Genomic DNA, 18,635 nt, shown 5'->3' with positions numbered 1-18,635 from the left:
ATATGGAGTTGTTCGATGGTTGATGTGTCTTTGAGTTCCAATGTCCAAACCCTGGCGTCTGTTGCACGCTTCCAGCCCGAAGCCGTGGTCGATAACAGCAGCGGGCGCGAGCCGGTCGGGGCGCGCGTTGATGTTTTGGGTCTGCCGTTGCTCGCCATGCGCCAGAGCGAGGCGGTCAATGCCCTGGTCGGGCGCGTCCGCTGGGGCATCAAAACCCGCATCGCTTTCGTCAATGCGCATTGCGCCAACGTGGCCGCCGGTGACTGGCAGTACCGCCAGGCTCTGCAATCGTGCGACGCGGTCCTGCCGGATGGAATTGGTATCGAGATCGCCAGCCGGCTGGGGGGTGAGCCGATCGGCGATGACCTCAATGGCACTGACCTGTTCCTGCCCCTGTGCGAGGCCCTGGCTGCAGCCGGCAAGTCGGTTTTCTTTCTCGGCGGCCGGCCCGGTATAGCCCAAGCCACGGCCGAGGCGGCCCAGCGCCAGGTTCCGGCCTTGCAAATCGCCGGCAGCCATCACGGCTATTTCGGTCCGCAGGACGAGGACGTGATGATTGAACGCATCAATGCCTGTCAGCCCGATGTGCTGTTCGTGGCCATGGGCGTGCCGGCACAGGATACCTGGCTGGCCCGTGTCGCCAGCCGGATTGATGCGCCGCTGCTGGCCGGTGTCGGCGGATTGTTTGACTTCATCTCCGGTGCCACCAGACGGGCGCCGGCCTGGATGCGCCGCTCGCGCCTGGAGTGGGCCTATCGCCTGATGCAGGAGCCGCAGCGCATGTGGCGCCGCTATCTTGTCGGCAATATCACCTTCCTCGCCCGGGCCTTCAGCTATGGCTGGAAGAAGCGCCGGGAGGCCCGCCGCCGCAGCGTCAGCGGGGGGCTCAAGCGGATGCTGGATGTCTCGGTCGCTGCGCTCGCCATTGCGGCCCTCTCACCGCTGCTGCTGGTTACCGCTCTGGCGATCCGGCTTGAAAGCCGCGGCCCGGTCCTGTTCCGCCAGCAACGCGTCGGTGAAGACGGCCAGATGTTCGAAATGCTCAAATTCCGCTCCATGTTCACCGATGCGGAAGACCGCCTCAGCGCGCTTGAAGGCGCCAATGACCGGGCGGACGGGGTGACGTTCAAGCTCAAGCATGATCCGCGGGTCACGCGGGTCGGGCGCATCATCCGGAAATACTCCATCGATGAATTGCCGCAGCTGTTCAATGTGATGTCGGCGGAGATGTCGCTTGTCGGACCGCGTCCGGCGCTGCCGCGCGAAGTCGCCAAATATGGCGAGCGCGATCTCAAGCGGCTGCAGGGCAAGCCGGGTATCACCGGGATCTGGCAGGTCAGCGGCCGGGCCGACATACCCTTCCAGCGCATGGTCGAGATGGATATCCACTATCTCAAGACCCGGAGCCTGGTCACCGATATCCTGATCCTGGCGCGTACTCCGCTGGCGGTACTGATGGCCAAAGGCGCCTATTGATCCCACAAATGGCTCGATAAAAGGTTGCAATATGCGACGAACAATCGTTGCATATTGCAATGCTATTGCGAATTGCAATTTCTCATGCTCAAAGGCCGGCCGCTAAGCGACTGAAAAATCAGCAGCCGTCTGCTGCATTGTTACGGATTGGCCCTTGCAGACCGTTTTCCCATGCGAGGGAGAACCGTCATGAGCCGTGCACAAAACCCGTCAGATCCGAAGACCAATCCGCGGAGCGGCGTCATGGGGACGCGTGAGCGCCGGGCCGAAGATGTCGAGGCTGCGCTACGCGCCGCCCTGGTCCAGGCCGCGCTCGACTGTATCGTCATCATCGATTCTGCCGGCCTGATTGTGGAGTTCAACGAGGCCGCCGAGCGCACTTTCGGGCACCAGCGCGATAATGTCCTGGGTGAGCCGATGGCCGATCTGATCATCCCGCCCGCGCTTCGCGGCGCCCATCATGCGGGTTTCGAGAAATACCTGGCAACGGGCGAACATGCCGTTCTCGGCAAGCGCATCGAGGTTCCCGCGCTGCATGCCGACGGTCATGAGTTGATGGTCGAACTCGCCATCACCCCGGTTCATGTCAAGGATCAGACCTATTTCACGGCCTATCTGCGCGATGTAACGGCGAAGAAGGCCGATGAGGAAGAGCTCAAACGCTCGCGACAGCGTTATCGCGATTTGTTCCAGCGTTCCGGTGATGCGATTTTCATCCATACTCTGGACGGCGAGATTGTTGACGTGAATGCCCGGGCTGAGGAGCTGGTCGGCTGGGACCGCCAGGCCCTGGTCGGCATGCGCCTGCCTGACCTGCACCCGCAAGCCGATCATGCCACGGCCAAGGGGGCAATCCAGTCCGTCCAGGCGGCGGGCGAAGCGCGCATGGAGATCCATTTCATCCATCGCTCCGGCGTTGAAATTCCGACCGAAGTCAACGCGCGCACCTTTGAAGCGGATGACCGTACACTGGTGCACGGTGTTGTCCGCGATGTCTCCGTGCGGGCGCGGACCGAGGCCGAGCTGCGCACAGCCAAAGCCGAGGCCGAGCGCGCCAGTGCGGCCAAGACCGAATTCCTCGCCAATATGAGCCATGAGATGCGCACGCCGCTCAATGGCGTCATCGGCCCGCTCGGCCTGATCAATCGCGCTGGCCTGTCGGAGGATGCGGCGCGCATGATCGACCTGGCGGAAAGCTCGGCCGAAAGCCTGCTGACCCTGATCGATGATGTGCTCGATATCAGTCATATCGAGTCCGGCCGGGTCGAGCTCGTGGAGGAGGTCTATTCGCCCAATACCTTGCTTGAGCAGGTGCGGGAGATCTTTTCAAACTCTGCAGCGGAGAAGGGCTGCGTCCTCAAGGTGGCGTCCTTGCCGGCGCAATTGCGCCTGGTCGGCGATCCGGGCCGCGTTCGTCAGGTGCTCTTCAACCTGGTTGGCAATGCCATCAAATTCACCGAGCAAGGCAGTGTCTCGGTTGCCGCCCGCCTGACCGGCGAGGGCGCCAGCCAGCGTCTGGAATTCGATGTCAGCGATACCGGTATCGGCATACCGGAAGATGTCCTGCCCAAGCTCTTCTCCCGATTCCAGCAGGGCGCCGGTACGATAAGCGCCATCAGCAAAGGGGTCGGCCTTGGGCTCGCGATCAGCCGCGAGCTGGTTGAGCTCATGGGCGGACAGATCCATGCAACCAGCCGGCTGGGCCAGGGCAGCCAGTTCAGTTTTGTCCTGCCGGCGGTTGTCAGCCAGCCGGCGGGAGCGGGCAAATCGCTCTCTCAGAGCGCATTGCCGCATCTGCATGGCCGCGTTCTGCTCGCCGAAGACAGCGAAACCAACGCAGCAGTCGTCTCCAGCATGCTGGACAAGCTGGGCCTTCATCCGGAGATCGTCAGTGACGGTGCGGCGGCGGTGCAGGCTGCCGAGAGCGAGGCCTATGATCTCATCATCATGGATGTCGGCATGCCGGTAATGGATGGTCTGGAGGCCTCGCGTCTGATCCGGGCGGCCGGGCAGGCCACGCCGATTGTCGCCCTGACCGCGCACGCCTTGCCGGAAAACCGCGAGCAGACACGCGCGGCGGGCATGAATGGCTTCCTGACCAAGCCGATCCGCCTGAAAGACCTTTCTCGCGAGCTCGAGAAATGGCTGCCGAGGGCGGAAGCCGCGCATCACGCAGTGCTGGAGGCCTCAGTCATAGACGAGGCCTGGGGCGGTGATGCTGCGGGCTATGCTTTCGTGCTGCGTATCTTCCTGGGCGAGGTCGGTACACGCCTGGAAAAAATCACAGCTCATCTGGCCGCCGATGACATCACCAAGCTCCAGCACGAAGCCCATGCGATCAAGGGCGGAGCGAGCAATGTCGGCGCCGAAACGCTGGCGCATGCGGCCGCACGCCTCGAACAGGCTTGCGGTCCGTCGGTGCGCAGCGCGGCCCTGTCGGGCCATATCGACGAGCTTCAGCGCGCAGCCGAGGCGTTTTTGAAGGCTGCGAGTATGCGCCTTGAAAAGATCGAAGGAGAAAGCGGATGAGTATCGGACGTGTTCTGATCATTGAAGACAGCCCGTCTCTGGCGCGTACTTATGAAGCCCAGCTCAAGCGCGATGCCGCCGCGATCGAGATTGCCGAAAGCGGGGCCGCCGGTGAGCGGGCCATGGGGGCGGGCCGGCCGGACTGCATTTTGCTGGACCTCGGCTTGCCGGATGCGGACGGTATGGATTTGCTGCGCTCCTGGCGTGCCTCTGAAATCACCACGCCGGTGGTCGTCATTACAGCCAATGGTTCGATCGGCACCGCGATTGAAGCCATGCGAGAAGGCGCGACCGACTTCCTGGTCAAACCGTTTGGCGCCGAACGACTGATCACTACGGTCAAGAACGCGGTCGAGAAGTCCAAGCTCGAAAAGGTCGTCAAAGCTCTCGAACAGAGCAAGCCGAAGGCGCAATTCGCCGAATTCATCGGATCATCCCTGCCCATGCAGGCGGTTTACCGCGTGCTTGAATCCGCGGCGCCATCCAACGCGGGCGTTTTCGTTACCGGAGAGACCGGGACGGGTAAGGAGCTTGCCGCCCGCGCCATCCACACCTCAAGCGCCCGGGCCGGGCGGGCTTTCGTCGCCGTCAATTGCGGCGCGATCCCCAAGGATCTGATCGAGAGCGAACTGTTCGGCCATGTCAAAGGCGCCTTTACCGGTGCTACGTCTGACCGGGCCGGCGCGGCCGAACTCGCCAATGGCGGGACGCTGTTTCTCGATGAGATTGGCGAGATGCCGATCGATCTACAGCCCAAGCTGCTGCGCTTTTTGCAGACCGGGACCTATGCCCGTGTCGGCGACAGCCGGATCCGCCAGACGGATATCCGCATTGTGGCCGCAACCAATCGCGACCCCTGGGGCGCGGTACGGGCGGGCCGTCTGCGCGAAGACCTGTATTTCCGCCTCAATGTCATCCCGGTCGAGCTCCCGCCCTTGCGGGACCGGGCCGGCGATATCCTGACCCTCGCGGACGCCTTCCTGGCGCGCTATGCCGATGAAGAAGGCCGGGGCGATCTGAAATTCGCCGATGATGCGCGCCAGGCCCTGTTGCAGCACCATTGGCCGGGCAATGTGCGTGAACTGGAAAACCTGGTTCGGCGTTGCGTTGTTCTGGCCGACGGACACGAGATAGCCGCTTGCGATCTTTCACTGCAGCAGACGCGCTCAAGCTATGCACCACCCGCCGCGCCGGACGCCGGGTTTGCACATTCGGCTCCTCCTCCGGTTACCAGCGCCTCTGCACCGGGTCCTGATGCGAGCGCCGTGCTGGCGCCGGCGCCCGCGTCTGGCGGTATCGAGCCGCTGTGGATGGTTGAAAAGCGCACCATCGAGCACGCGATCGCCCTGTGCAGTGACAATGTCACGGAAGCCGCCAAGCAGCTGGAAATCGCGCCTTCCACCATCTACCGCAAACGTGAGCAGTGGGCGGAGAAAGCCTGACCGGCTTTACTCCGCAGCGATGGCATAGCTCGCCATCCGTGCCCGCTCGCGGGCGCTGCCGAGACCGAGTTGTTCACGATGCTTGGCAATCGAGCGCCGGGCGATGTGAATGCCGGTCTGTTTCAGCGCTTTGGAAATGGCGCTGTCTGACATAGCGCCCGGCACGCTTTCTTTCTCGATCATGGTACCGATCCGGGCCCTTATCGCCGCGGAGGATGTCTCCGCGTGATCCAGGTCATCCTTGACGGCGGTTGAGAAGAAATCGCGCATCGAGATTACCCCGCGGGGCGTCAGGATATATTTATTGGCGACGGCGCGACTGATGGTCGATTCATGCAGGTCGAGCTTGCCGGCGATGTCACGCATGGTCAGAGGTGCCAGAAATTCGGCGCCATCGGTCAGGAAGCGGTCCTGATAGGCGATGGCCAGGCGGGCGACGCGGAGCAGGGTTTGTCCGCGCTGTTTCAGGGCGCGCTTCAGCCACTCGGCTTCGTCATGCTTGTCCTGCAGGAATGCGCGGGCCGGGGCATTGAGGCCCTTGTCCTGTTGCCAGTTTGTATAGGCGGGTTCACTGGCGATACTGGCGCCAGGGTCCCAGGTCAGCGCCACGACCCATTCGCCGCTCTCACTCTGGGCCGCCCGCAGGTCGGGCGTGATCTCAATCTTCTCGGCGCTTTCGAACCGGTGACCGGGATAGGGCGAAAGGGTCCGCAAATGGGCGATCATCCGGCTCAACTCAACCTCATTGACGCCACAGCGCTTTGCCATCGCACGCGCCGGTTCACTGGCCAGGGCGTCGAGATTGTCCAGCAGGGCGACCCAGGCCGGGCAGGCGCGGCATTGCTCATCCAGCTGCAAGGCAAAGCACTCGCTCAGGGATCGGGCGCCGATTCCGGCGGGCTCAAACCCTTGCACCAGCGCCAGCGCGTCGTCGATCCCGGGGTGTTGCGACAAGGCGTGCCAGTCCTCTGCTTCAATCCGACCGTTGGGGGCGATATGGGCGATGATCAGGGCGGCGCCTGCTTTCACGTGACTGGGCGCCTGCGCCAGAGCCAATTGCTGCTGTAGATGTTCCAGCAGTCCGACCGGTGCGGCTACCGAGGCGCTCCAGTCCGCCAGCCCCGACCCATGCCCGGTTTTGCGCGACCAGGCCGGCAGGTCTGCCAGTAGCGGGTTGGTTTCGCAGATCTCGGCAATCTCGCGCTCGAGATCATCCCGGCAGAGCGCAATGAGATGCATTGTGCGTTGCATTTGGGGTGACAGGGTTTGCCCGAAGGACTGTTTTTGCGATGCGCTCAGGCGCTGGGTGAAACTGCTCATGGGAACCTCCATGTTCAGTTTCAATGCACAGGCTGTGCTTTGTGAAGAGTAAGTAAAATCAAATAGATAACTCGTTGTCGGCGCAGGCTGCAACGAGGGGTCTTGCGAAGTGCGGTTATTATCGTGGCCGATTGCATGGCCTGTGCAGCCGGAGCAGCGCTGTGGTCTTTCCGCAAGGCGCTGAAGCCGTAGGCGCGGCAATGGATCCCAGACCCGCGCCGGGTTCCGGACCCATATTTGCGATCCGGTTATCACGACAAGAATGCCGCCACGGAAAGGACGTATCATGAAGGTTCTGGTTTTGGGGGGTGCCGGCTATATCGGCGCCCACACCGCCAAGGCGCTCGCGGCTCGCGGTGATCAGCCCATCGTCGTCGACAATCTGTCATCCGGGCGCCGGGATTTTGTGCGCTGGGGGCCATTGGTGCAGGCCGATATTCGCGATGGTGCAGCCCTTGATGCCGCGTTCGCGGCTTACAAGCCGGACGCGGTCATGCATTTCGCGGCATCAATCGAAGTCTCCATCGGCGAGCGCGAACCCTTGGCCTTCTGGGACAATAACCTGGCCGGTTCGATCAGCGTGCTGGGGGCAATGCAGCGTTCCGGCTGCCGCAGGATCGTCTTTTCCTCGACCTGCGCCGTCTATGGCGAGCCTGAACGTCTGCCCCTGTGCGAGCGACATGTCCGCAAGCCGATCAATACCTATGGCCGCACCAAGCTGGCCGTAGAAAACGTGTTGGAAGACGCGGCGCGGGCAGGAGATATCGAGCACGCGGCGCTACGCTACTTCAACGCCAGCGGTGCCAGCCCGGACGGCGATATCGGCGAGGAACACGAGCCGGAGACCCACCTCATCCCCAATGCCCTCAAGGCCGCGGCCGGTCTGGGCGGGCCGATGCAGGTCTTCGGTTCCGATTATGCGACGCGGGATGGCAGCTGCGTGCGCGATTTCATCCATGTTGATGACCTTGCTGCCGGCCATCTTCGGGCACTCGACCGCCTGGCCGGTCGCGGCGGGAGCTTTGCCTGTAATCTTGGCACGGGTCAGGGTGTCACCGTCATGGAGGTGCTCGATGCCGTGGAAACCGTTGTCGGCCGCCCGGTACCGCGTGTGATGTCCGGGCGGCGACCCGGCGATGCACCGGAATTATACGCCGATACACGGTTTGCCCGTGATGAGCTGGGTTTTGCCCCGGCCCGCTCGAATATCGAGCAGATCGTCGAAGATGCCTGGCGCTATCATGGCCCACGCTGGCGATCAGCTGCGGCAGCCTAGCGCTGCATCTTGGGCATTGGGCGCCGATTACTCGCCATAACCGGTCATTTCCAGATATCCCCGGCCGCCATGGCTGCCGCTGATCGAGACCGGGCCTTCCCAGTAGGAGAACAGGGTCGGCATCCAGCTTTGGCGATTGACCGCTGCAATCTCGACATCGACGCCCCGGGCCGGGAGTTCTACCCGCCAGCGCACCGGAACCTGCCGGCCTGCGACCTCGGTGGTTTCCAGCGCCGTCATGTTGAGCTGGCCATCCTCGAACGCAGTCAGCTGGCCCTCCGGCGTGATCCAGCTTGCAGAGGTATAGACGCTGCCATCACTCTGGCGCAGCTGGAAGCCCATCAGCTTCTCTCCGCTATCGAGATGAAAGGACACCCAGTCCCAGCCGAGCTGGGTTTCCGACAGGGGCTGAGAGGAATACTCCCGGTCGAGCCAGGCCTGGCCGGTGACGGCGACTTCGCCGCCGGGAAGGTCCAGCATGCCGGATACGCTGTAAAAGGGCTGGGAATAATAATAGCTCGCCTGGCCGCCAGCGGATTTGACCGAGAACCCGTCCGCGCCGTGGAAGACCAGGGGCCCGTTTGCGTCGAGGGCCAGCGTGTAGCTGAAACCGTCGCCGCGGGCGCTCAGATCCAGCGCGGCGAGGCTGTCCGCGGTCGCGGGCAAGCGTTCGCGTGCGCTGCGCATCGACCATTCATCGATATAGGCCTGGAAGGGTTCGGCATCGACGCCGGCCACGCCCAGCCCGCCGCGGGCCAGCCGTTCGGCGTGATAATGCGCGCTCGGCGTGGTGACGGCGGCATGGCCCATCCAGAGCTGGGGCGAGGACCAGCCTTGCTGATCTGATGGTTCCAGTGCGGACCGGAACAGCGTCCACTGCGCGCCGTAGGGCGTGCCATCCGCGTCCTCCAGCACGGCTGTGAGATACCACCACTCGATGCGGTAATCCGGATGCGCCCCATGGTCTGCCGGGAAGTCGAATTGCGGCGCCGGTTGCGGCGTGGCGAAGCCCGCCACCTCGGTGCCCAGACCGGCAAAGCCCTGGCCGGCGGCCGGTGCGGCATGAAGGGTCAGCGCGATGAGAAACAGGGTGGTGATCCGGATCATGCTTCAGCGCTCCTGCGCGAAAATCTGCAGGAATTCCCGCGGCGGACGTTTGATCAGCGCGCGCGCCGGCAGCAATGCCGCGATAAAGGCGGCGAGAATGGCCAGTACCGCAAGGATCAGCCAGTCGAGCGGGAAGAGGTGTATGGGCAGGCGCCAGCCGAAGGCTTCCACATTGACGACGGCGAGCAACACCCAGGCCAGGAGCAGGCCGGTCGGCAGGGCAATCAGCCAGGTCATCAAAGCGAGGACCCCGGCGCGGATGAGCTCCAGCCGAGCCAGGCTGGCCCGGCTGAGGCCGAGCGCCCACACCGGTGCCAATTGCGGCAGGCGCATGGAGGCCAGGGTGGCGAGGCTGGCGAACATGGCGAAGGCGGCGACGGACAGGGTGAGGACGTTGAGGGCTGCCGTAACGGCGAAGGTGCGTTCGAAGACGGACATAGAGAAGGCCTTCACCTGTGCCTGGTCGATCACGCCATTGGCCGGAAGATCAAACTCGGCCCGGAGCGCCTGCGCCAGTGCCGGGGTGTCGCCGGGGGGCAGGCGCAGGCCGTAGCGCAGCCGTGAGACCTCGCTGTCATAGCGCGTCAGCAGAGCGTCGAGGCCGATAATGGCCTGGGCATTGGGATTGCCGTAATCGGTGTAAACGCCGACCAGCGTCATAGAGGGCTGGGTGCCGAGCCGGACCGGGTCGCCAAGCGCGAGGCCAAGACTGCGCCAGGCCTGTTCATTGACCAATATGCCGTTCCCGGCCGCCACCTCGTCCCAGGCCGTGTCGGTCGCTATCAGCAAGGGCCAGTTATCCCGGTAGGTGGCATGATCGACGACGCCGAAAACTTCGCCAGACCGGCCGGCAATCTCGCTCTCGGCGCTCCAGATCGGCAAGACCGCCTCGGTCCGTGGCTCCAGCCATTCATGGACTTGCGCCGATTGGGTCTCATCCCGTGTGGTCACATAGAGTTCTGCCGCCAGGCGCTGGTCGAGCCAGCCTTCAAAAGTCAGGCGGAAGCTCGAGACCATGGTGCCAACGCCGATATTCGTTGCCAGGGCGAGCATCAGGGCCATCAGCGCCAGTGACAGTCCGGGCAATTGCTGGCGCGTATCGGCCAGGAACCATTCTGCGATGGGACCGCGGGCCAGGCGCTGGATCAGGCGCAAGGCCAGGGCGAGGGCGGGCGGCAGGATCAAGGCCGCGCCGAACAACAGAGCCGCGAGCATGGCAAAACCGGCGATGATGCCGGAGAAAAAGTGCGGGATCAGGGCCGCAACGGCAAGCAGAACCAGGGCGGCGATGGCCTGCTGCACGAAGCGGCGTGCCGACGCCATGGCCCAGGCGCGCGGCTGCGCGGCGGCCAGGAGCGGCAAGGTGGCGGCGCGGCGGATCGAGAGGGCCGTGGCAGCCAGGGCCCCGAGGACGGCAATGGCAAAACCGGACAGCCACCATTGCGGGCGGATGGCGAGCTCGCCTGCAACACTGGCGCCGTACAGGCCGCGCAGGGTGGCGGCGACGCCGGGCAGGAGCGCACTGGCGACGACATAGCCGAGGATCACACCGATTGCGCCGGCCAGGAGGGCGAGGGCAAGGGCCTCGATAATCAGGGCGGCGATGATGGAGGAGACGGGCGTACCCAGCGCGCGCAGTGTTCGCAGCGTTGCCCGGCGCTGCTCGAAGGCCAGGCCGATGGCGGCGTAGACGATGAACAGGCCGACGGCAAAGGACAGAAAGCCAAAAGCTGTCAGGTTGAGGTGAAAACTACCGGTCAGCTGGGCGACTTCGCCATTGGCCGAACCGGTATTGCGCTCCAGTGCCGGCACCAGCTCGGTCAGCGGGGTTCGGCCCGTCCGTTCACGCGTATCGACGAGGATGCGGTCGACCGTATCGCCACGTTCCAGCAGCCGGGCTGCAACGGCGATATCGGTGATGATTTCCCCGCGTGGAACCGCCGCACTGACGCGTACAGGGGGCAGGCTGGACCGGGCGCTTTCCGGCGCGGCGCGCAAGAGCTCTGCTGTCTCCGGCGCAGCCAGAAGCACGCCCGGTGCCGTGAGGAAAGCCAACCCGATCGCCTGGTCTTCCGGTATCGCCGTACCGTTGCCCAGACCGCTCAAGGGTTCGACCCCACGCAGCAGGAAGCGCGCTCCGTCGATCGCATATTCGCCTTCGATGATCGGGGAGGCGGCCCACCCGTCACGGCGCAGTAGCGCCCAACGCGAGAGCGGGATCCGGCCATCGCGCGCTGTCAGCACCAGTACTGAGCCACCGCCCAGTGTCGCACTGGCTTCGTCATAACTGGCACGGGCCTCGGCGTTGATGGCCTGAACGCTGGTCCACAACGCTGTTGCCAGACCCAGACCGATAATCAGGGTGGCCAGCTGACCGGGCTTGCGGCGCCAGTGCGACAAGAGCGCGATGAGCGCCGTTGTCGTCATGACAGACGACCACGTGTCAGATGCGCGCGCCGGGACAGCTGGTCCGCCGCGCTGGCCGAATGGGTCGCCATGACCAGCGCCGTGCCGGCGTCGCGACACAGTTCCAGCATGAGTTCGAGGACATCGGCGCTGGTGGCCTCATCCAGATTGCCGGTCGGCTCGTCGGCCAGCAGCAATGTGGGGCGGGCGGCCAGGGCCCGGCCGACCGCGACGCGTTGTTGCTGACCGCCGGATAACTGTTCGGGATAGCGCGTGAGAAAACCGGACAGGCCGAGCCGTGTGGCCAGGGTATCGATCCAGGCCGGGTCATGCTTGCCGGCCAGTCGCGCCTGAAGCGCCAGATTTCCCGCCACCGTCAATGAGGGCACCAGGTTGAATTGCTGGAAGACCAGCCCGACCGTATCGCGTCGCCGCGCGGCACGCCCGGCCTCGTCCAGCGCCGAGATGGCCTCGCCATTGAGCGCGATATCGCCGGCATCAGGGGTGTCGAGAAGCCCGATCAAATGCAGGAGTGTGCTCTTGCCCGAGCCGGACTCGCCGGTAATGGCCAGGCTCTCACCCGCAGCCAGGGTCAAGCTGACCCCGTCCAGCACGCGCTGGCGCTGGGCGCCATCGCCATATGATTTTTCCAGCCGATCGACCGTGAGCAACATAGGTCTTCCTCTTTTGCCCAAGACTTAGCATCGGCGGCCAGCACTGAAAGAGCCGATATGCCAATTGACCGGCGGCATGTTGAAGCAGGCAGACGGGGCAAGCACGGGGATAGGTTACGGGAAACGGCTACCGGCCTCGATCGCCGCCGCGCTTGCGGTGGTTTGTCAGGCGGCCGTATGCTCAATCAAAGCGCCGCACCCGGTCCGGGTGAGCAGGTCCGCTATCTCCCGGCGCGCGGTATCATCGAGAGCGGCATACTCCTGTCTCATCCAGGCCAGGCATTTTGCCTGATAGGCGAAGACCGGCTGCGTCCATTCGCGACCATCGATCCGGGTTGAGAAGCGGTCCTCGCCGCGAGTAATGGCGTCGGCATTGGCCAGCATGATAGGCACGTAGACCCGGCCGATTTCCTGCAGCAAGGGTTCCAGCGCCGGGCTGGCCTGGCTCAGTGGCAACCAGCCATTCGCGTCGACATCCAGTCCGGACAGATCATCAACCCGGTCGACCCAGGCACGCAGGCGCGGCGAGGCGCCGTTGAGCAGGGCCGCCGGAGTTGGGTCGACCAGGGCGAGCTGGGTGAGTTGTCCGTAAAGAGCAAAGCCGGCCGCGGACGGGCGGGCGCCGAGGACATAGCCCTGGGTTTCGATCAATTGCGACAGGATCGGGATGAAGCGCTTGAAGCTGGCTTCGATTGTGGCCGCGGTGGTCTCGTTCGAGCCGACGACATGGAGTCGTTCAATCTGGCGCTTGCTGATGAAATCGCTGAACCCGCGGGCATCGTCCTCGCCGAGCTGCGGGTTGTGCCAGAAGGTCAGAAGCGGGCCGGCATTGTCGATATCGGCCTGATGGCTCCAGCGGTAGTGGAACATGGCCTTGGTCAGCCATTCATCGGCGAAATCCTCGATCAGATAGTCCAGGAAAGCGAGTCCGGCTTCGCCGGGGATGGCGCTCCGGCCCGGATAGTCCTGTTCCAGGCGGCGCAGGATAAAGGTGGAATCGACGACCGCTTCGCGGCCCCCATTGCTATCCGGGAAGTAGAAAGTCGGCAGGAGCTGGACCTTGGGCATGGGATAGCCCGTCAGGTCCGCATGCCGGCCACCCCAGAGGACGCGATAGGGGATGTGCCGGTATCGCATCAGGGCGAGCATTTTCCGGGTATAGGGCGAGCCCGGTGCACCGAGCAGTTCCAGGACCTTGTCAGCGGCCATGCGCTATCCTCCCGCGTTGTTTGTTCAGCGCGTGACCCTAACGGTCCGCCTTGTGCGATGAAATCCCCGGCCCATCGCCCGGGATGGCCCGGCGCTGGTTTTCAGGCGTTTTCCTTGGCCTGCATAAAGCCCAGACAGCCGGTATCCCGGAGCAGGCCGGTGAGCGGTGCATGCTCGGCGACAGTGGAGAATTTGCGGCGCAATTCGTCCAGCGTGCGGGCTTGATACTTGAAGGTCTTCTGCTTGAAGAGCTCACCATTCATGGTCAGGCGGGTCTCTGCCTCACCGGCATGGAAGGCCTGATGATTGGCCTCCATCCAGGGCAGGAAACGCGTCGCCATCTCTTGCTGCAGGATGGGCCGCAAGGTCGGTGTGAGCGTGTCCAGGGTTTCGAATTCGCCGTCTGCGGACGGCGAGAGCATACGCTTGATATAGGCTGTCAGAGCGGGGGAATTGGCTTCGATATAGGCTTTGGCGGTCGGATCGGTCCAAGCTTCGTAGAGATTGCACCAGAGGCCGAAATCGCCAAAGCAGGGGCGCCCGCCCAAGAGGTAGGGGCGCGCCAGAAAATGTTGATCCAGCATGGCGCAAAGGTCGATGAAGGACTGTTTGAGCTGCGGGATATTGGTCTCATTGCCGCCGGAATAGACTAGGCGCGGCACCATGCGTCGCACGACGAGATGGGCCACCAGCGGACGGGCGAGGGCGCCCCACCATTGACCCTGTAAGCGGTCGCGCGCGAGACGTTTGCCGGTGGCTTTCGCGTCGGTCTCGTAGAACCAGCGCTGGAAGAACATCAGCTTGTTGCACCACTCATCGCCGAACTCCTCGAACAAGCAGGAGAGGAACCAGAGGGCCTTGTCATCGGGATGGATGGAGGGGCCGTCCTCCTCCCGCTCCAGACGTTCAATGATCAAGGTGGAGTCCTGCATGGTCTCGCCGGAGGGAAAGAAGAGCAGGGGAATGAGCTGAACCTTGGCGTGGGTCTGGAAGAGTTTCTCATTCTTCAGATTGCGTATGACCCACTCATAGGGCAGGCCCTTATACTTCAAATAGGCGTCGACCTTCATCGTGTAGGGCGAGGCTTCCAGGCCCATCAGACGATAGTTCGATGTCGTCTCGGACTGGGTTGGGCGTGCGGTCATCTTGACGTCCCCGTTTGCTGGCGATGTGGCTAGGCTGGTACGGTTGCACGCTTGGGCACGCCCGCCTTCTCCAGGCGCCAGCGCAGGGTTTCGATCCGGTCCTGGCCGAAGAAGGGTTCGCCATTGAACACCAGGGTCGGCACGCCCCAATGGCCTGCCTCATCGAGCGCCTTCTGGTTGGCCTCGATATCGTCCATGGGATCATAACCGGCGATCGCCGCTTCCATATCGGCCAGGTCCAGACCGGCCCTGGCGACAGCTTCGGCCAGTTTGTCGCCCTTGTCCCAGTCTGCCTCGCCGCTCCAGATCAGGTGGGAGACCTGGTAGGCGAGTTCTATACCCTTGCCGCGGCGTTGTGCCTCAATGCCCAGACCGGACAGGCGGTAGATGTAAGGCTGCTCCTCGGCAACTTCGAACGTTTCCATGTTCTGCACGATCGGATCAGGCTGCGGGAAGCCCAGCTTCATGCCGAGGAATTCCGCGCGCCGGAAGACATCGGTGATGATGTACCCCACACGGTTCCGGTCGCCGGCAAACAGGGTGTCCTTGCTGCGCACGGCAATCGGCAGAACCGTACGCAAATTGACCTCAAGCTCGAAGTCATCGCGCAGGCGCAGCATGTCGGGCGTGGCAAGATAGGAATAGGGACTTCTGAATGACCAATAAACGTCAACAATTGCTGTCATGTTTTCCTCCCAGCGGCGATCGGTGCCGCCATTATTGAGTATGTGCGGGGCCGCTATTCCAGCCGGTTGGCCGGCAAGGCAATCAGCGTATCGGGGTTTAGGTCTTCATTCGGGTCGGTCAGAGCGCCGGCCGGGAAGAAGACGCTTATGGGGTCGCCTCGAGCATCGAGGCAAAGATCGTGATTATTGTCATTATCACCTAGATCGCCGACCGCGAACGGTGTGGCGGTCTCCACTGATCCATCGGGCTGGTGTAGCGTCACGCGATACAGACCCATTTCTCGAGCGTCGATTTCATCGCCCCCCGGTTTGGTAACCCCACCGGCCCAGACCGCACGCACCACACTTACCAGGCCTTCGCTGGGGCATTCACCATCAGCGTCCAGCGTCCATTGCTCCGGCGGCAGATTTTCTGCCAGCACTAGGGAGGGGCCGTTCTCCAATGGAGTGACTGCGACCTGCGCGTTGAGGAAATTGACCGATCCATCAAGGGAGCGGATCTCGCCGACAATCTCGACCCGGGCCGGTTGATCCTCCTGTGACCCAAATTCCCCGACAAGCAGCGCGGTGCGAAGCTCGCCGGCATCATCGGCGGGGCGTAGGGTGACGCAATCGGCTGAATGGGCTTCACCCGAGCGCGTCGTGACCTGGAAGTCGGCCGCGTCCAGAGTGGCCGCATCAACCTCGTGCGAGAAAATCACCGGCATGCCGTCATCGCCCGGGATTCCGCGGCTCTGCCCGCGGCAGATGGGCAGCGTCCTGATCCGGATTTGCCGCGAGTCGTTGAGGCCGAAAAAGGCCGACAGGAGTTCACCGCGCGGCTCGTTGTCCTGAGCCATGGAGGCCACAGGAAGGGCGGTGATCAGGACAAGGCCGGATACAAAGCGTCTCATCGCGTCACGCCTGATTGTCCGAGCTTCCGATCGGACCGATCAACAGGTCCGCCAGCTTCTTGCGATGATAGACGCCATCGCCCCAAAGTCCCTGATTGTGCAGATTGCGCTTGAAGAAGATGTGCAGCGCATACTCCCAGGTGAAGCCGATCCCGCCATGCAGCTGGATCGCCCGGTCGGAGATATAGGCCGCAGCGTCCGAAGCGGCACTTTTGGCCATATGGGCGGCGGCCTCGGCCTGGCTGCTACCCGCATCAATCTCCGCGCAGGCGTGATAGAGCAGTGAGCGGGCGCGGTCGATATCCACCATGGCATCGACCAGCGGGTGTTTGACCGCCTGGAAGAAGCCGATGGGACGGTCGAACTGGACCCGCTGATTGGCGTAGTCCACCGTGGTCTGAAGCATGTGTTCGCTGGCACCGCACAGATCGGCCGCGACCAGCACCAGCAGGCCGGGCCAGGCCTGGCGCAAGACCGGTTCGGCGTCACGGCTTATCACGGCGCTGCTGGCGATCTGCACATGATCGAAATGCGCGCTGGCCTGATCGCGGGTCAGGTCGTGAATATGATCGGCGGCGAGGCTGAGGCCTTCAGCGCCCTTGTCCACCACGCAGAGGACGAGCGCGTCATCCAGCCGTGCGCTGGTGATCAGCATGTCAGCCTTGAACGCGTCCTGGACGAAGCGGGCCGTGCCCTGGAGGGTGAGTCCGTCTCCATCCGCGCTGGCCATCAATGGCGCATCCTCTGGGGCCCAGCTGCCGCGTTCATTGGTCACCGCAAGACTGGCCGTCGAACCAGAGGCAATCCGGGTCATCGGTGCCAAGGCGGCTTCACCACCGGCAGCACGCAGGACCAGGCTGGCCGAGAGCGTGGGAATAAGCGGCGAGGGCAGGGCGTGACGGCCGGCTTCCTCGACCATGCCGGCGATCCCGGCGAGCGAGATATCGGCGCCGCCGGCATCCTCGCTGATCGCCAGCCCGGTCCAGCCGAGCGCTACGATCTCGGCCCAGAGCGTCTCATCCCAGGGCGAACGCTCGCCTTGGTCATAAACCGGACCCGGATCGGCCGCGACGAGCTCGCGCAAACGGTCCATGGGCAGGCGTTCGTCGAGCATTTTGCGCGCCATGTCGCGCAGCATGGTTTCGTCCTCGCCAAAGCCGAAATCGCGGGGGGTGGTGTGCATTGCGGTCATCGTCCTCTCCCTATTTCGACTTCGGCAGGCCGAGCACGCGCTCGCCGAGAATATTGCGCTGGATCTCATTCGTGCCGGCGGCAATGGTATTGCCATAGGAGTTGAGATAGGCGAGCGGCCAATGACCGGCATCGGGCGCGCGCGGATCGAGCTTGTAGAGCGAGGCATGGGCGCCGGCGATCTCGACGCCGAGGCGGGCATTGTCCTGCTGGAACTCGCTATGGGTCAGCTTCTGCTGCAAGGGCAGGCGCATGGGATGGTCGCACAGCGCCGGCACCCGGGCACGACGCGCATTCTGCCGTAACCCTTCGGCGATAATGGCGCGTTGCATGATGGCGTCGCGGGTGACCGGATCATCGGCCGCCAGCTCCCCGTCGCGCCAGGCATTGCGGGCCAGGTCGATCAGGTTCTCAACGGCTTTTTCGCCTTCACCACCGCCGGCGCCGGCACCTTCTGCCGCGCCGCGTTCCGACAGCAGGGTGGTCATGGCCACGCTCCAGCCCATGCCGACGTCATCGAGGCGGTAGCTGTCGGGAATGCGGACATCCTCGAAGAAGACTTCATTGAAACCGGTCTCGCCGGTGATCTTCAGCAAGGGCCGGACGGTGACGCCCGGATGACCTGCAATGGGGCACAGGAAATAGGTCAGGCCCTGGTATTTCTCGTCCTTGCTGGTGCGGGTGATCAGGATCATCCATTTGGCGAAATGGCCCAGGCTGGTCCAGACCTTGTGACCATTGATGATCCAGTCATCGCCATCGCGCACTGCAGAGGTGCGCTGATTGGCCAGGTCGGACCCGGCGCCGGGCTCGGAAAAACCCTGGCACCAGATCTCTTCTCCGGAGAGGCAGCCGGGGATGAATTGGCGCTTTTGCTCTTCCGTGCCGTGTTTGAGAATGGTCGGTGCGGCCATGCTCAGGCCTATGATATTGATCAGGAAGGGTACGCCGGCGCGGTTGAGTTCCTGATTGGCGATACGCTGCAGCCCGTTATGGCCGTGGCCGCCATAGGCGACGGGCACGTCTGTGCCGACCAGACCGGCGTCATAGCATTGGCGTTGCCAGGCCTGGAGATAGTCGCGCTGCCCCGTGGTCATGACCTCAATCGGTGTGATCGGGAGGCGTTCCGGGGGCGGTGGCGGTCGGTTTTCTGCCAGCCAGCGGCGTGCATATTGACGGAAATCCGCGTGTTCCCGGTCGGTTTCTGGTGCGCTCACGGCGGTCTCCCCTTGGCAGTCTGCGGCCGGTGATCCGGTCCTGTGTCTTGCCGGTATCTTGGCA

Annotated in this window: 14 protein-coding genes; 4 read left to right on the top strand and 10 right to left on the bottom strand. The window is 63.6% G+C overall.

Annotated elements, in window-relative coordinates:
• The first annotated feature begins 15 nt into the window (after nucleotides 1–15).
• From Q1V57_RS08015 to Q1V57_RS08005, 3 genes are all read left to right on the top strand, one after another.
• Complete coding sequence (locus Q1V57_RS08015; protein ID WP_300529447.1) at nucleotides 16–1,476, top strand: WecB/TagA/CpsF family glycosyltransferase; 1,461 nt, start codon at nucleotides 16–18, stop codon at nucleotides 1,474–1,476.
• Nucleotides 1,477–1,665: 189 nt separating this feature from the next.
• Entirely contained in the window at nucleotides 1,666–4,005 is a 2,340-nt protein-coding gene (locus Q1V57_RS08010; protein ID WP_300529446.1) for a PAS domain S-box protein, read from the top strand.
• The gene (locus Q1V57_RS08005) at nucleotides 4,002–5,447 is read left to right on the top strand and encodes a sigma-54 dependent transcriptional regulator (RefSeq protein WP_300529444.1); all 1,446 of its coding nucleotides are present in this window, start codon (nucleotides 4,002–4,004) and stop codon (nucleotides 5,445–5,447) included. The genes Q1V57_RS08010 and Q1V57_RS08005 overlap by 4 nt, the downstream gene beginning before the upstream one ends.
• Nucleotides 5,448–5,453: 6 nt before the next feature.
• Here Q1V57_RS08005 and rpoN read toward each other — a convergent pair whose 3' ends face one another.
• Nucleotides 5,454–6,767 (bottom strand): RNA polymerase factor sigma-54, encoded by a 1,314-nt coding sequence (gene rpoN, locus Q1V57_RS08000; protein WP_300529442.1) that lies wholly within the window; start codon nucleotides 6,765–6,767, stop codon nucleotides 5,454–5,456.
• Between the two features lie 286 nt (nucleotides 6,768–7,053).
• Between rpoN and galE the strand changes: the two genes are divergently transcribed.
• The gene (galE, locus tag Q1V57_RS07995) at nucleotides 7,054–8,043 is read left to right on the top strand and encodes a UDP-glucose 4-epimerase GalE (protein ID WP_300529440.1); all 990 of its coding nucleotides are present in this window, start codon (nucleotides 7,054–7,056) and stop codon (nucleotides 8,041–8,043) included.
• Nucleotides 8,044–8,070: 27 nt separating this feature from the next.
• Here the strand turns inward: galE and Q1V57_RS07990 are convergent, their stop codons facing one another.
• The 9 genes from Q1V57_RS07990 to Q1V57_RS07950 all read right to left on the bottom strand — a co-directional run bounded on the left by Q1V57_RS07990 (nucleotide 8,071) and on the right by Q1V57_RS07950 (nucleotide 18,571).
• Entirely contained in the window at nucleotides 8,071–9,150 is a 1,080-nt protein-coding gene (locus tag Q1V57_RS07990; protein WP_300529438.1) for a lipocalin-like domain-containing protein, read from the bottom strand.
• A 3-nt stretch (nucleotides 9,151–9,153) separates the two neighbouring features.
• Complete coding sequence (locus Q1V57_RS07985) at nucleotides 9,154–11,577, bottom strand: ABC transporter permease (protein WP_300529436.1); 2,424 nt, start codon at nucleotides 11,575–11,577, stop codon at nucleotides 9,154–9,156.
• Nucleotides 11,574–12,230 carry an ABC transporter ATP-binding protein gene (locus tag Q1V57_RS07980; RefSeq protein ID WP_300529434.1) on the bottom strand — a complete coding sequence of 219 codons (657 nt, stop codon included), beginning with the start codon at nucleotides 12,228–12,230 and terminating at the stop codon, nucleotides 11,574–11,576. Before Q1V57_RS07980 ends, Q1V57_RS07985 begins: the two co-directional genes overlap by 4 nt.
• Before the next feature lie 165 nt (nucleotides 12,231–12,395).
• Nucleotides 12,396–13,439, bottom strand: a complete 1,044-nt coding sequence (locus tag Q1V57_RS07975) for a glutathione S-transferase N-terminal domain-containing protein (protein ID WP_300529432.1) — start codon at nucleotides 13,437–13,439, stop codon at nucleotides 12,396–12,398.
• Between the two features lie 101 nt (nucleotides 13,440–13,540).
• Complete coding sequence (locus tag Q1V57_RS07970) at nucleotides 13,541–14,584, bottom strand: glutathione S-transferase family protein (protein ID WP_300529431.1); 1,044 nt, start codon at nucleotides 14,582–14,584, stop codon at nucleotides 13,541–13,543.
• A 29-nt stretch (nucleotides 14,585–14,613) separates the two neighbouring features.
• Complete coding sequence (locus tag Q1V57_RS07965) at nucleotides 14,614–15,270, bottom strand: DsbA family protein (RefSeq protein ID WP_300529430.1); 657 nt, start codon at nucleotides 15,268–15,270, stop codon at nucleotides 14,614–14,616.
• 53 nt (nucleotides 15,271–15,323) lie between these two features.
• Nucleotides 15,324–16,163 carry a hypothetical protein gene (locus Q1V57_RS07960; protein WP_300529428.1) on the bottom strand — a complete coding sequence of 280 codons (840 nt, stop codon included), beginning with the start codon at nucleotides 16,161–16,163 and terminating at the stop codon, nucleotides 15,324–15,326.
• Between the two features lie 4 nt (nucleotides 16,164–16,167).
• Nucleotides 16,168–17,355 carry an acyl-CoA dehydrogenase family protein gene (locus tag Q1V57_RS07955; protein WP_300529426.1) on the bottom strand — a complete coding sequence of 396 codons (1,188 nt, stop codon included), beginning with the start codon at nucleotides 17,353–17,355 and terminating at the stop codon, nucleotides 16,168–16,170.
• Between the two features lie 10 nt (nucleotides 17,356–17,365).
• Nucleotides 17,366–18,571, bottom strand: a complete 1,206-nt coding sequence (locus tag Q1V57_RS07950) for an acyl-CoA dehydrogenase family protein (RefSeq protein WP_300529424.1) — start codon at nucleotides 18,569–18,571, stop codon at nucleotides 17,366–17,368.
• Between the last annotated feature and the right edge of the window lie 64 nt (nucleotides 18,572–18,635).

This window comes from Maricaulis sp., from assembly GCF_030149425.1.
GTDB lineage: Bacteria > Pseudomonadota > Alphaproteobacteria > Caulobacterales > Maricaulaceae > Maricaulis.
The sequence above is the reverse complement of the archived record's forward strand: the minus strand, read 5'-3'. Positions and strand labels throughout refer to the sequence as shown.